The following is a 12,559-nucleotide window of genomic DNA, read 5'->3' on the forward strand; positions in this document are numbered from 1 at the left end:
TTCCTGTTCTTATTGCGTGAGTCGCCAACCATGAAGCGAGTGCTCTCCATTCAATCCCACGTAGTCTTTGGCTGTGCCGGCAACAGCGCCGCCGTTTTTCCCATGCGTCGCCTCGGGATCGAGGTGTGGCCGATGAACACGGTGCAGTTCTCCAACCACACCCAATACAGCGAAGGCTGGCAGGGGATGGTGATGCCTGGCGGCCATATCCGTCAGCTGGTAAACGGCCTGGCGGAGATCGGTGTGCTGGCCGAGTGCGATGCGCTGCTGAGCGGCTACCTCGGCTCGGCCGAACAGGGGGAGGAGATCCTGGCGGCGGTGGCCCGGCTCAAGGCGCTCAATCCGGCCGCGATCTATTTTTGCGACCCCGTGATGGGTCACCCCGACAAGGGGTGCATAGTGGCACCCGGCGTCGCCGATTTTCTGAAACATCGGGCACTGGCCTGCGCCGATATGTTGGCCCCCAATCTGCTGGAGCTGGAACAGCTCACCGGCCGCGATATCCGCAATGTGCCTGAGGCCATCGAGGCGTGCCAGCAGCTGCGCGCGCAAGGGGTCAAGCTGGTGATGGTCAAGCATCTGGGCAAGGCCGGTTTTGCCATGGACCGCTTCGAGATGCTGCTGGTGTGCGAGGAGGGGACCTTTCATCTCTCCCGCCCGCTCTACCCTTTTGCCCGCCACCCCATCGGGGTGGGGGATCTGCTGAGCGCCACCATGCTGGCCAATCTGCTGGCCGGTTGCAGCCCGGTAGCGGCGTTCGAACTTACCAACGCCAGCGTTGATGCCGTGCTGGCTCGCACCTGGCTGGCGGGGGCCTACGAGTTGCAACTGGTGGCGGCCCAGCATGAGATGGCGCTGCCGCAGGTCTCCATTCGGGCGACCCGCCTCTGAGCTGTTTGCGCCAACAGCAAAAACAACAAAGCCCTGATCATCAGGGCTTTTTATATGTCAGATGTCGGGAGAGGGCTTAGTCCTGCGGGCTTTTGAGCGCCTTGACCACATCCTCTTTGGGCTCCAGCTCCTTGACCTGATTGAAGATCTCCAGCTCCCCTTGCGGGCTGACGGTGTAGGCATCGGCATCCTGATAGCTGCCGCTGCCGGCGCTCTCGATGATGACCACCAGCTCGGGCTGCTTGTCGCCATTCAAATCGACCAGTTTCAGCTCCCGGATAAAGCCGTTGCGGGCCATCACCTTGCCATCCTGAAACTCATCCAGTGGAAACTGGGCGTTCTGGCCCGAATAGAGCCGCACGTCATAGCTGCCGATGGAGGCGGGCTCACCGGCCCCCTGCTCCACCCGGATCACCTGCCCGGAGGGGAGGGTCAGCTGCTTGCTAAATCCCTCTTCGGCTTGTGCCGCCAGCGGCAGGGTCAGCAGCCCTGCCATCATCAATGCTCTGTTCATCTTGCAACCTCTTGCTGTCTCTTGAGTGCGGGCTCCCGGGGAGCCCGCCGTGATGCTGTTACCAGATCTTCACCCGCTTCTGGGGTGGCAGATAGAGCTTGTCCCCCGGCTGGATGTTGAATGCCTCGTAGAAGGCGGGAATGTTCGGCACCACGCCGTTGACCCGGTACTCGGGGGGCGAGTGGGGGTCGGAGCGCAGCAGCATCTGCATCAGCTCGGGGCGATACATCCCCTTCCACACCTGCGCCCAGCCGAGGAAGAAGCGCTGTTCGCCGGTGAAGCCGTCCAGCACCGGTGCCTCCTTGCCATCCAGCGACAGCTCGTAGGCTTTGTGGGCGATGGTGAGACCGCCCAGATCGCCGATGTTCTCCCCCAGGGTAAACTGGCCGTTGACGAACTGGCCGTTGATGGGCTCGAAGCGGTTGTACTGGGCCACCAGACGGCTGGTGCGGAAGCGGAACTCCTTGAGATCCTGCGGCGTCCACCAGTCGCGCATCATGCCGTCACCGTCGGATTTGGCCCCCTGATCATCAAAACCGTGGCCCATCTCGTGGCCAATGACCCCGCCGATGGCGCCGTAGTTGACCGCATCATCCGCCGTCATGTCGAAGAAGGGGGGCTGCAAAATGGCCGCTGGGAAGACGATCTCGTTGTTGCTCGGGTTGTAGTAGGCGTTCACCGTCTGCGGCGACATGTGCCACTCGTCCCGGTCGACCGGCTTGCCGAGGCGCGCCAGACTGTCTGCGTATTCAAAGGCTTGCGAGCGTTGCAGGTTGCCCACCAGATCATCCGGTTTGATGGTGATGGCGCTGTAATCCTTCCACTTGTCGGGGTAGCCGATCTTGGGGCGGAACTTGGCCAGCTTCTCGAGTGCCTGCGCCTTGGTCTCGGGCGACATCCAGTCGAGCTCCTTGATGCTCTGACCGTAGGCGGTGCGCAGGTTCTCAACCAGCTGCTCCATCCGCTCCTTTGCTGCTGGCGGGAAGTAGCGGGCCACATAGAGCTGGCCGACTGCTTCACCCAGATGATCGTTCAGCACCCCGAGTGCCCGCTCCCAGCTGGCGCGCTGCTTGGGCGTGCCGCTCAATGTGGTGCCGTAGAAGGCGAAGTTGGCGCGGTCGGTCTCGCTGTCGAGATAGGGGGCGTAGTCGGTCAGCAGTTGCCACTTGAGGTAGGCCTGCCAGTCGGCGATGGGGGTCTGGGCCATCACCTGATCCAGCGCGCTCAGATAGGTCGGCTGACCGATGATGAGCTCCGGCTGGCCAGCGATGCCCGCGGCATTGAGATAAGCCTGCCAGTCGAGGTGGGGGGCGAGCCGTGCCAGTTCGCTGACGGGGCGCTTGTTGTAGTTCTTCTCCCGATCCCGCAGCGCGACGTTGTCCCACTGGATGGTGGCGAGCCGGGTTTCGAGGGCCAGAATCCGTTTGGCCTTGCCGCTCGGATCAGACTCACCGAGGCGGCTCAGCATGGCGGCGATATGCTGCTGGTACTTCTGGCGCAGGGCCTGACTCTCGGGATCCTGCTTGAGGTAGTAGTCCCGATCCGGCAGCCCCAGTCCACCTTGATAGAGGTAGACCGCATAGCGGTCGGGGGACTTGGCATCGGCGTCGATCCAGATGCCAAACGGCGCGCCGCCGCCCATGCGGCCCGACTGGGCAAAGGCACGGGCCAGCGCGGCCTGATCACCGATCCGATCGATGTCGGCCAGCGTCGGTGCCAGCGGGGTGAGCCCCTTGGCGTCACGGCCAGCCTGATCCAGATAGCTGGCGTAGAGATCGCGGATCTGCTGGGTCGGCGTGCCGGTGGCGGCCTCCTGCTTGGCCAGCCCCTCGACCAGCACCCGCACATCGGCGAGGGATTTGTCCCGCAGCATGTAGAAGGCGCCATCGGCGGGGCGATCGTCGGGGATCTTGGCGGTGGCGAGCCACTTGCCATTGACGTAGCGGAAGAAGTCATCGCCGGGTTTGACCTGGGTGTCCATATTGGCCAGCGCCAGCCCGGAGTGTTTGGGGGAGTCTTGCGGTGCCTGACTGCAGCCAGCCAGCAGTGCCAGTCCAATCAGGCCGGCCAGTAAGCTTTTCTTATTGTTCATCTTGTTTGATTCCAATTCGGATTGTTTGCTTCCCTGCCCATCTTCCTTGCTCCAACCGGTTGTGCGACCGCCTTGCGGCCAGCCTGGTGGAGAGGGCGGGCGAGCCTCACTCTAGCAGCAGGGTTGCAGCTTGATAAGCCCGACTCTGCTAAGATCGGCCGGTTCGTTTTGGGGAAGCCTATGATTTCTCATCTTTATTCTCGCTTTTGTCTGACTATGCCAGCGCCGGAAGGTTCCATCGGTCTGCTGGTGGCCTTCAGTGGCGGCCTCGACTCTACCTTGCTGCTGGTGCTGGCGGCGCAGTATGCCCGCGAGCACGGCCTGCCACTTCGCGCCCTGCACGTGCACCACGGCCTCAGTCCCCATGCCGATGAGTGGGTCGCTCATTGTGAAGCCGTGTGTCAGCAATTGGCGGTGGAGCTGCTGGTCGAGCGGGTGACTCTGGCCCGCGGCAATGGCGAGAGTCTGGAGGCGCAGGCGCGCACAGCCCGTTACCAGCGGCTGACCGCCCGGATGCGGGAGGGGGAGTGGCTGCTCACCGCCCACCATCAGGACGATCAGCTGGAGACCCTGCTGCTGGCCCTCAAGCGCGGCGCCGGTCTGCGTGGACTGGCGGGGATCCTGCCAAGCCAGCCCTTTGCTGGCGGTCTGCTGCTGCGGCCGCTGCTCGATATGAGTCGCGCCGAGCTGGCCGAGGCGGCAGCGAGCCTCCCCTTTGGCTGGGTGGAGGATGAGAGCAATCTGGACGTGAGTTATGACCGCAACTTTTTGCGCCAGACGCTTATCCCCCAACTCAAGGCGCGCTGGCCCGCCATGGCCCAGACCGCGGCACGCAGCATGGCCCTGTGCGCCGAGCAGGAGGCGCTGCTGGATGAGTTGGCCGAGAGCGACTGGCAGCTGGCGGGCGAGGGGGAAGCGCTCCATATCGGCCCGCTGCACGCCCTTTCACCCACCCGGCGCAACAACCTGCTGCGCTACTGGATCCGCCGTCAGGGGGGGGAGATGCCATCCCGTGAGCAGCTTGCCCGGCTCTGGCAGGAGGTAGCGTTGGCGCGCGGCGATGCCAATCCCCGGCTCAACTGGGGGCGCCAGAGCTGCCGTCGTTTTCAGGAGCGACTCTATCTGGTGAGCCCTGATCTGCAACCTTGCCATCAGGTGTTGCCGGTCACAGTGGGTGAGCCGCTGACCCTGCCGGACGGGTTGGGTGAGCTGGTGGTGCGCATGGCGGAGCACGGCGAGGGGCTGCTGCGCCCCCCCCGAGCGGATGAACCCCTCTCGGTGCGTTTTCAGGTGGCGCCCGGGATCCCCCTCAAACCGGTGGGGCGAAGCGGTAGTCGGCGGATGAAGAAGCTGCTGCAGGAGTATGGCGTGCCTTCGTGGCAGCGGGGGCGCATTCCCATCCTCTACTATGGCGAGCAGGTGGCGGCGGTGGTGGGGCTCTTTGTCTGCGACGGTTTTATGGCACAGGGGGCCGGGCTGGTGTGCCACTGGCAGGGGAGCGGTGCAGCCCCGGTTCTACCCGAGCAGGATCTTGCCTGAGGTGAGCTCGGTGTGAGGGGGGATTAGCCCCAAAAAAAGAAGCTCCGGTCACATGGCTCGCATGTGCCGGAGCAAAGAAGAGTTCGGGATTATTCGTTAGGGCTGGCCTTGCCTGCTTTCTTGCGGGCGTAGAGGTGACTGTCGGCTGCCTCGTAGAGGCTCGGCACATCGACCCCGGATTGCCAGCTGGCGGCGCCAAGGCTGCATCCGACCGAGAAGGTGCTGAGCTCCTTGTTGGTCATCAACATATGCTGCAGTCGCAGCCAGACCGGACGCCACGCCTCGGGTTCGGCCGGTTGCAGCAGCAGGGCAAATTCATCTCCCCCGAGCCGGAAGGCTTGATCCGTACTGCGGATGCACCCTTTGAGCAGCTGGGCGAAGCGGCTCAGCACCAGATCCCCCACCGGATGACCCCAGGTGTCATTGATCTGCTTGAAGCGATCGAGATCCAGCAGCACCAGCACCAGACCGTGAGGCTCGCGGCTGTGCTGCTCGATGGCGCGGCCGATGGCCTCGTCAAAGTAGGAGCGGTTGCCAAGGCCGGTCAGGTGATCGAGCCGGACCAGCTGATCCAGTTTTTCCAGCCGCAGATAGAGGGGCAGCAGCAGGCAGAGCAGCTGATGGTATTGCATCAGTACCCGTTGCTGGCTGCCGCTCAGCGGATGTTCCAGCTCGTAGTGGAGCTGGCCGAGCAGCTGGCCATGCTGACCGCGCAGCTCGAACGGATAGTTGTGCAGGTTGAGGGTGGCCAGCGGCGGGTGCTGGATCAGCACATGGGGCTGGCCACAATCGAGGTAGAGACCGTGGATCCTGACAATTCTTGCCGCACGATCGGCAAAAGTTGTCAGCAGACCGCCGAGATCGCTCTGCCCCAACAACTGCTCGAGCAACTGGTTGCGTTCAACGCTGGGCAACGGCGTGAGCCGCTCCATCTGGCGAACCCACTGCTCGATGCCATGGCTAAAGCCATTAAGTGACGACGTATTTTCCATGGTCTTCCACCTGTAACACCTGACTACTGTCTCCTCCCTGCAATTGGCATGCCCAATATATCTTTCCTGCCCGCCAGATCGGCTGACTAAGCTTAAGTCGATAAAAGGAGAGGGAAATTTGTACACCGACCTGTTGATCCTGCTGTTCGCCGCTGTTCTGCTGGTGGCAACTTTCCGGCGCCTCGGCTTGCCGGTCATCCTTGCCTACCTGATTGCCGGCGTCTTGCTCGGGCCCCACGGGCTGGCGGTGATCACCGGTCAGTCGATCATGCAGACCATTGCCGAGCTGGGGATCGTCTTTCTGATGTTCTCGCTGGGGCTGGAGTTCTCCCTGCCGAAATTGCTGGCGATGCGCCGGTTGGTGCTGGGGGTCGGGATGTTGCAGGTGCTGCTCACCTCGTTGTTCTTCTTCGCCATCGGCTGGTGGTGGGGGCTGGGTCTGGCCCAGTCGCTGGTGGTGGCGGGGACGTTGGCACTCTCCTCGACGGCGGTGGTGATCAAGCAGCTCGGCGAGCAGAAGCAGCTTCATACCCGCCGCGCCCAGTTGGGGGTGAGCGTGCTGCTGTTTCAGGATCTGGCAGTGGTGCCCCTGCTGGTGATGATCCCGATCCTCGCCCAGCCGGAAGTGCAAGGGAGCGCCCTAGCCGCCGAGATCGCCTGGGCCACCCTCAAGGGGCTGTTTGCTCTCTTCACTCTGCTGGCGGTGGGCAAGTGGTTGCTGCCGCTGCTGTTTCACGAGGTGGCGCGGGCCCGCTCCGACGAGCTTTTTGTGCTGAGCGCCCTGCTGGTGGCGCTGCTGGCTGCTTACATGACCCATTCGCTGGGGTTGTCGATGGCGCTGGGGGCGTTTCTGGCGGGGATGATGCTGGGGGAGTCCCACTACCGTCATCAGCTGGAGGTGGACATCAAGCCCTTTCGCGATGTGCTGATGGGGCTCTTCTTTATCACCATCGGTATGGCCATGGAGTGGGAGCTGGTGGCGCGTGCTTGGTGGCAGGTGCTGATCTGCGTGGTGCTGCTGGTGCTCTGTAAATCCTTGCTGGTGCTGCTGGCCGGGCGTCTGATGGGGGAGCGCAAGCGCGACAGCATGGCCGCCGGCATCATGCTCAGTCAGGTGGGGGAGTTCGGCTTCGTGCTGCTGGCACTGGCGCTCCACCACGGCCTGCTGGATCAGCAGCTGGTCTCCCTGCTCATCGGCATCGGCATCATCTCCATCGCCATGACCCCCTGGCTGGTGACTCAGGCCCATTCGCTGGCCCGCAGCCTGACCGATCCGGCGCTGCTTACTCGCTCCGAGGTAGCACAGTCGGGCCTGAGCAAAAACCAGCACGTCATCATCGCCGGCTTTGGCCGGGCGGGGCAGACCTGTGCCCGCTTTCTCAAGATCGAGGAGATCCCCTTTCTGGCCCTCGATCTTGACCCGGAGCGGGTGAGCGAGGCCAAGCTGGCGGGGGAGCAGGTGGCCTTTGGCGATGCCAGTCGCCGCGATATTCTGCTGGCCGCCGGGTTGTTGCGGGCGCGGCTGGTGATCATCACCTTCGATGATCGCAAGCGGGTGGAGGCGATGCTGGCACTGATCCGCGAACTGGCGGGGGATCTCAAGGTGCTGGTGCGCACCCGGGATGACAGTTTTCTGGAGCAGTACAAGCAGGCGGGGGCTTTCGAGGTGATCCCCGAATCCCAGGAAGGGGCCCTGATGCTGGTCTCCCACCTGCTGCTCAATTGCGATATCCCCATCGGTCGGGTGATCCGCCGGATGGAGCTGGAGCGCAGCAGTCAGTATCGCTTCCTGCACGGCTTCTACTGGGGGGATCAGAGTGCCAGCAATCTGGAGGCAGATCAGCTGCTTGAACGCCTCCATCCGCTGTTGCTGCACGATCAGGCGTGGGCGGTAGGCCGTGAAGTGCGCGAGCTGCCGCTCGATGAGGTGCGGATCAAGGAGGTGCAGCGCGGGGATCAGAGTCTGGAGCCCAGACCCGAGCTGGTGCTGGCGGCCGGTGACCGACTGATCCTGTTTGGTACCGTGGTGGCGATGGAGCAGGCGGAGCAGCGTTTGCTGGAGGGGCGCTGAGTCCCCTTGCACTCATCGGCCGCCCCCTTTATTCCCGTTCTTTTGGTAGCCCTTCGATATCGAGGAAGGCGACGACTCTCTCCCGCTCCCTCAGGGTGTCCTGATAGCCCAGCTTGATCAGCTGCTGACAATAACCCGGATAGAACATCAAAAAGCTGGCCAGACTGCTGGTCTCATCCCCCTTCACACCCAGCACCCGCAATAGCCGGCGCAACTTTAGCGGCAGTTTGCGCAGGTAGGCCAGTGCGATGGTGTCGAGATCCTGACTCGGTTTCAGCACGCAGGTCTCCACCCGCTTCAGCTTTAGGCGGTTGCGTTCCCGCTCCGGGATAAGATCCAGAGTCTGGTTGATGCGCCACAGCCGCTCCAGATCGGAGTTGAGGGTGTCGGTAAAGACTGTATCGAGCAGATGGCTGGCGATATTGGAGCTGGTGAGATGGCCGTGATGATGGGTCGGCGCCGAGTGGGCCGGCGGATCCAGGGTGATCAGCAGGATCCGCTCCGCCCCCAGATGGATGGCGGGGCTGAGCGGGCTCAGCTGGTGGATGGAACCGTCGCCGTAGAATTTCTCGCCGATCCGGGTGGCCGGAAAGACAAAGGGCAACGCCGAGGAGGCGAGCAGGTGCTCCGATGTAAGCACGGTGCGTACACCGCGCCGTCTCGCCCGCTCCCATGGATGATGGTCGGCCCGCCCCTGAAAGAAGGTGGTGGAGAGGCCGTCATCGTAATCCGACGCCGTGATGGCCAGTGCCTCCAGACTGCCGTAGAGGATGTTGTCATCAATGCGGTGATAGTCGATGAGTTGATCCAGCAGGCGGTGCAGCGGCGCGTTGTCAAAGAGGTGAAAGGCGTGGTTGGTGTGGGGATTGATCAGCCCTGCCGACCCCTCGTACATCAGCCGCCACAGCAGGCGCCCCGGGTGAAAATCGAAGATGTGGTGAGTCTCGAAACGGCGCCAGACCCACTCCAGCTTGCGCACCCCCAGATGGAAGCAGGAGGCGTAGCAGGCGAGCGCGGTGACGTTGATGGCCCCCGCCGAAGTGCCGCACAGGATGGGAAAAGGGATGCCGAGATTGCGCGGGTAGAGCTCCGCAATCGCCTTGAGGGCGCCGACCTGATAGGCGGCGCGAGCACCGCCACCGGTGAGCAACAACGCTGTATTGGGTCTGGCCATATGCTGGCGCCTTATTGTGTCCTGATAAGAATGTTCCCACTGACAAATTAACTATAAGGCGCTGTATCAAATATAAAAACGGGCGCTGGCCCGTTTTTTTCATGGCCCCATGTCAAAGGGCGCGGTGAGGATTTTCCGGTCGAGCCAGCTGATCGAAGGCGGCGAATACCGGGGCGCTGGCGAGGATACGACCGTGGCCCAGACCCCGGGTGCTCACCAGCCGGGTATGACCATCCTGACTGGCCCGCAAGGAATCGCCGTGCGGGGCAAATCTGTCCTCCTCGTCGTGCACTATCATCGCCGCACCGCTGCGACTGGCGAGGCGGCCCAGTGGATCGACCGTGCTCAAGGGGTGTTGGTACTCTTGCTCAATCTCCTTGACCACCGCATCGAACAACCGGATGGAGTAGCCGGAGCGCGCCACCATGCCGTAGAGCTGGGGCACATAGTCGAGCACTGGCGAAATCAACAGCAGCGGCAGGGTATCGATACCCGGCTGACGGCTGGAGAGGGTGACGGCGCCCCCCATGCTGTGGGCGATGATCCCGTGCAGCGGGCCTACTTCGCTGGCCAGCTTGGTCGCCAGCTCGTCGAAGGCGCGCACGAAGCGGGGCAGATGGCCAGTGTTGCCTGCGCTCTGGCCGTGGGCCGGATGATCGTAGGCAATGGCGGTGAAACCCTGCGCGGCGATATGGCTCATCAGCGGATAGAACTGGCTGGCGCTGCCGGACCAGCCGTGCATCAGCAGCCACAGCGGCCCCTGACCTAGCCGATAGCTCATCAATACCCCTTCGCTGGTATGGACGGCCTGCTTCACCAGACCGGCAGGTTCGTGGCCACCCCGCTGGTTGCGCTGGGGGGTCAGCAGCAACTTGCTGGCGGTGCGCTTGGCATGGGTGGGGGCGAGTCTGTGGTGTAAGCGGGTGCCGATCCCCAGCAGCCATTTGCTCGGGCTAAAGCGGCGGGTGTTGAAGTAGATCTTGCTGCTCATGGTCATCCTGTGGTTTTTATGTGCGAACGGTCGTGCTTTTTTGTCGGTTTTTAAAAAGTCGTGTTGAACGGATGCCAAAACATCAGCGCCAGCTGCTCAGCAGAGCGTCCACTTCGGGCCAGAAGTGGCGGGCCGGATCCTGACACAGTTCGAGATCGTTGAACACCTGATCCGCCAGATAGAGGCCATAGAGGCGATAAACGGCGCGCCAGGGATCCATCTCCCGTCGCCACTCACCAGCGGCCTGCCCCTGCATCACCTGACGGGCCAGATAGTCGAGCCAGAAGCGCACCAGTTGCCGGGCGGCTTGCTGCACGGGGCTCTTTTGCTCATGGCCATCCTGCACCGAGGTCCAGGCGTCGAGGAACATGCAGCGTCCGGCGAAGCAGTGGTTCCACGCCTGCCAGGCGCGCAGCAGGGCGATCAGCTTGTCGTGCTGGCTCTGGTGCTCCTGCTGGCGTACCGGCTGGATCACCCGCAGCCGGAACACCTCGGCGGCGTACTCCAGCACGGCGATCTGCAGGTTGTCGCGGGATTGAAAGTGGGCAAACAGGCCGCTTTTCGACATCTCGCAGGCGCTGGCCAGCGAGCCTATGGTCAGGCTCTCCAGCCCTTGCTGGCTCGCCTGCTCAAAGGCGGTCTGCAAAATGGTTTCCCGGGTCAGGCGCCCTTTACTCATCCTTCTCTCCTCGTTGGCGCTGGCAGCATAAAGTACGATCGTGCTAATTGTCGAGCAACAAATAGCCAGCATGGCTGGCTATCTCATCTGGCCTGTGTCGCCGCGTTCGGGGCTCAGCTCTCCTTGATATCGAGCTGTTGCAGGGCGATGACCGCCTGAGTGCGGTTTTTGACGCCCAGTTTTCTGAAGATGGCGGTGATATGGGCCTTGATGGTGGCCTCGGAGACGTTGAGCTCCCAGGCGATCTGTTTGTTGAGGCTGCCATCGCGCAGCATGATCAGCACCTTGTATTGCTGGGGGGTAAGGCTGGCCAGCTTGCTGGCGAAATCGGGGCCATCTTCCGATTCGGGATGGAGCGAGATGCCTTCCGGCACCCAGTTATCCCCCCCGATCACCGTATTGAGGGCGTTGACCAGCTCCTTCATCGGTACCGATTTGGGAATGAAGCCGAGCGCCCCGAGCCGCAATACCTGCTGGATGATGGCCGCATCTTCCGAGGCGGAGACCACCACGATGGGCAGGTCGGGATACTGGCCGCGCAGGTGGGCCAGCCCCTCGAAGCCATTGGCTCCCGGCATCTTGAGATCGAGCAGCAACAGGTCAACTTCGGGGTGCTCGCCGAGCAGGCTGGTCAGGCTGTCGATGGAGTCCGCTTCCAGCAATTGAGCGTCGTTGATGGCCATGTGCACCGCTTGGTAAAGGGCGCCCCGAAACAGGGGGTGGTCATCTGCGATGACGATGGTAAATTGGCTGTCCATATTTCGGTTAATGGCTCACATTGTTGCTAACTGATTGTTTTGAAAAATCAAACTAGCATCGCTCACCAAGAGGGTCAAACCCGCCGGTGCGCAAATGTGAAGCGACCATCGGATGTTTTGCCATCAAGGGCAGGCAGGCCGGTCGCAGGCAACTCATGCAGGAGGCAACAGATGGGTTCCTTGGTATTGGCGGTGGGCACCGGCTCCACCTGGGCGATGCGGGCGGCACTGGTGCTCGCCATGAGCGGGTTGACGTGGCAGGAGCAGGTGTTCGATCTGGAGGATGCCAAGTCGCTGGCGCGGCTCAAGCGGCTGGCACCGGCCGGTCTGGTGCCCTGGCTCGAACACGATGGCGTGCGGGTTCACGACTCGCTGGCCATCGCCGAATATGTTCACGAGCTCTGTCCCGACCGCCAGCTCTATCCCGTTTCGCTGGCCGAGCGGGCACTGGCTCGCAGCCTCTGCGCCGAGCTACACGCGGGATTTCGGCAGATCCGTTCTCTGCTCCCCTTCTTTCTTGGGGCGCCAACCCGTATCGATCCCCCGGTGGAGGCGGTCGGTGAGCTGGCCCGTTTGCAGGAGATCTGGTCGCAGACGCGGGGCCCCTTCTACTTTGGCGAGGCGGGCATTGTCGATGCCTTCTATGCGGTGATGGCCTACCGGCTGGCCAGCTACGGCATCCTGTTGCCCGGTCAGGCCGGAACCTATCAGCAGGCGCTGCTGGCCTGGCCCCTGTGGCAAGAGATGTTGGTCAAAGCTCGCCTGCAGTGGCCGGAGGCAGCGCGCCAGTCACAGTGAACCGTGGCAGATGGATAAACGAGAGAGGGGAGCCAGTGGCTCCCCTCTCTGCTGCTGGTC

Annotated in this window: 11 protein-coding genes; 4 read left to right on the plus strand and 7 right to left on the minus strand. The window is 62.8% G+C overall.

Going from position 1 to position 12,559, the window contains the following annotated elements; all coding sequences use genetic code 11:
• The first annotated feature begins 30 nt into the window (after positions 1 to 30).
• Positions 31 to 891 carry a pyridoxal kinase PdxY gene (gene pdxY / locus AACT07_RS00420; RefSeq protein WP_069526265.1) on the plus strand — a complete coding sequence of 287 codons (861 nt, stop codon included), beginning with the start codon at positions 31 to 33 and terminating at the stop codon, positions 889 to 891.
• A gap of 76 nt (positions 892 to 967) precedes the next feature.
• Here the strand turns inward: pdxY and AACT07_RS00425 are convergent, their stop codons facing one another.
• Both AACT07_RS00425 and AACT07_RS00430 read right to left on the minus strand, forming a co-directional pair.
• Complete coding sequence (locus AACT07_RS00425; RefSeq protein WP_058059044.1) at positions 968 to 1,405, minus strand: PliI family lysozyme inhibitor of I-type lysozyme; 438 nt, start codon at positions 1,403 to 1,405, stop codon at positions 968 to 970.
• 58 nt (positions 1,406 to 1,463) lie between these two features.
• Positions 1,464 to 3,497, minus strand: a complete 2,034-nt coding sequence (locus AACT07_RS00430; RefSeq protein ID WP_069526358.1) for a M13 family metallopeptidase — start codon at positions 3,495 to 3,497, stop codon at positions 1,464 to 1,466.
• A gap of 180 nt (positions 3,498 to 3,677) precedes the next feature.
• Between AACT07_RS00430 and tilS the strand changes: the two genes are divergently transcribed.
• Positions 3,678 to 5,036, plus strand: a complete 1,359-nt coding sequence (gene tilS / locus AACT07_RS00435) for a tRNA lysidine(34) synthetase TilS (RefSeq protein WP_069526266.1) — start codon at positions 3,678 to 3,680, stop codon at positions 5,034 to 5,036.
• An 89-nt stretch (positions 5,037 to 5,125) separates the two neighbouring features.
• Here the strand turns inward: tilS and AACT07_RS00440 are convergent, their stop codons facing one another.
• Positions 5,126 to 6,028, minus strand: a complete 903-nt coding sequence (locus tag AACT07_RS00440; RefSeq protein ID WP_005347848.1) for a GGDEF domain-containing protein — start codon at positions 6,026 to 6,028, stop codon at positions 5,126 to 5,128.
• A gap of 118 nt (positions 6,029 to 6,146) precedes the next feature.
• On the opposite strand from AACT07_RS00440, the gene AACT07_RS00445 reads away from it, so the two are divergent.
• On the plus strand, positions 6,147 to 8,099 hold the full coding sequence (locus AACT07_RS00445; RefSeq protein ID WP_069526267.1) for a monovalent cation:proton antiporter family protein: 1,953 nt from the start codon (positions 6,147 to 6,149) through the stop codon (positions 8,097 to 8,099).
• Between the two features lie 28 nt (positions 8,100 to 8,127).
• Here the strand turns inward: AACT07_RS00445 and AACT07_RS00450 are convergent, their stop codons facing one another.
• The 4 genes from AACT07_RS00450 to AACT07_RS00465 form a co-directional block, all read right to left on the minus strand.
• The gene (locus AACT07_RS00450; protein ID WP_005347843.1) at positions 8,128 to 9,273 is read right to left on the minus strand and encodes a patatin-like phospholipase family protein; all 1,146 of its coding nucleotides are present in this window, start codon (positions 9,271 to 9,273) and stop codon (positions 8,128 to 8,130) included.
• 112 nt (positions 9,274 to 9,385) lie between these two features.
• A complete protein-coding gene (locus AACT07_RS00455; protein ID WP_069526268.1) occupies positions 9,386 to 10,264 on the minus strand; it encodes an alpha/beta hydrolase in 879 nt (292 codons plus the stop codon).
• An 82-nt stretch (positions 10,265 to 10,346) separates the two neighbouring features.
• Complete coding sequence (locus tag AACT07_RS00460; protein ID WP_069526269.1) at positions 10,347 to 10,943, minus strand: TetR/AcrR family transcriptional regulator; 597 nt, start codon at positions 10,941 to 10,943, stop codon at positions 10,347 to 10,349.
• Between the two features lie 113 nt (positions 10,944 to 11,056).
• The gene (locus AACT07_RS00465) at positions 11,057 to 11,701 is read right to left on the minus strand and encodes a response regulator (RefSeq protein ID WP_005338467.1); all 645 of its coding nucleotides are present in this window, start codon (positions 11,699 to 11,701) and stop codon (positions 11,057 to 11,059) included.
• Between the two features lie 171 nt (positions 11,702 to 11,872).
• Here AACT07_RS00465 and AACT07_RS00470 point away from each other — a divergent pair, with 171 nt between their 5' ends.
• Complete coding sequence (locus AACT07_RS00470) at positions 11,873 to 12,499, plus strand: glutathione S-transferase (RefSeq protein ID WP_042055224.1); 627 nt, start codon at positions 11,873 to 11,875, stop codon at positions 12,497 to 12,499.
• The last annotated feature ends 60 nt before the right edge of the window (positions 12,500 to 12,559 follow it).

Origin of the sequence: Aeromonas sp. ANP5 (assembly GCF_963870295.1) — a bacterium.
GTDB lineage: Bacteria > Pseudomonadota > Gammaproteobacteria > Enterobacterales > Aeromonadaceae > Aeromonas > Aeromonas veronii.

Excerpts from the sequence above, each read along its gene's own strand:
- AACT07_RS00465 (WP_005338467.1), bottom strand. The coding sequence starts at position 11,701 with ATGGACAGCCAATTTACCATCGTCATCGCAGATGACCACCCCCTGTTT.
- AACT07_RS00430 (WP_069526358.1), bottom strand. The coding sequence starts at position 3,497 with ATGAACAATAAGAAAAGCTTACTGGCCGGCCTGATTGGACTGGCACTG.
- tilS (WP_069526266.1), top strand. The coding sequence starts at position 3,678 with ATGATTTCTCATCTTTATTCTCGCTTTTGTCTGACTATGCCAGCGCCG.
- AACT07_RS00450 (WP_005347843.1), bottom strand. The coding sequence starts at position 9,273 with ATGGCCAGACCCAATACAGCGTTGTTGCTCACCGGTGGCGGTGCTCGC.
- AACT07_RS00460 (WP_069526269.1), bottom strand. The coding sequence starts at position 10,943 with ATGAGTAAAGGGCGCCTGACCCGGGAAACCATTTTGCAGACCGCCTTT.
- pdxY (WP_069526265.1), top strand. The coding sequence starts at position 31 with ATGAAGCGAGTGCTCTCCATTCAATCCCACGTAGTCTTTGGCTGTGCC.
- AACT07_RS00440 (WP_005347848.1), bottom strand. The coding sequence starts at position 6,028 with ATGGAAAATACGTCGTCACTTAATGGCTTTAGCCATGGCATCGAGCAG.
- AACT07_RS00470 (WP_042055224.1), top strand. The coding sequence starts at position 11,873 with ATGGGTTCCTTGGTATTGGCGGTGGGCACCGGCTCCACCTGGGCGATG.
- AACT07_RS00425 (WP_058059044.1), bottom strand. The coding sequence starts at position 1,405 with ATGAACAGAGCATTGATGATGGCAGGGCTGCTGACCCTGCCGCTGGCG.
- AACT07_RS00455 (WP_069526268.1), bottom strand. The coding sequence starts at position 10,264 with ATGAGCAGCAAGATCTACTTCAACACCCGCCGCTTTAGCCCGAGCAAA.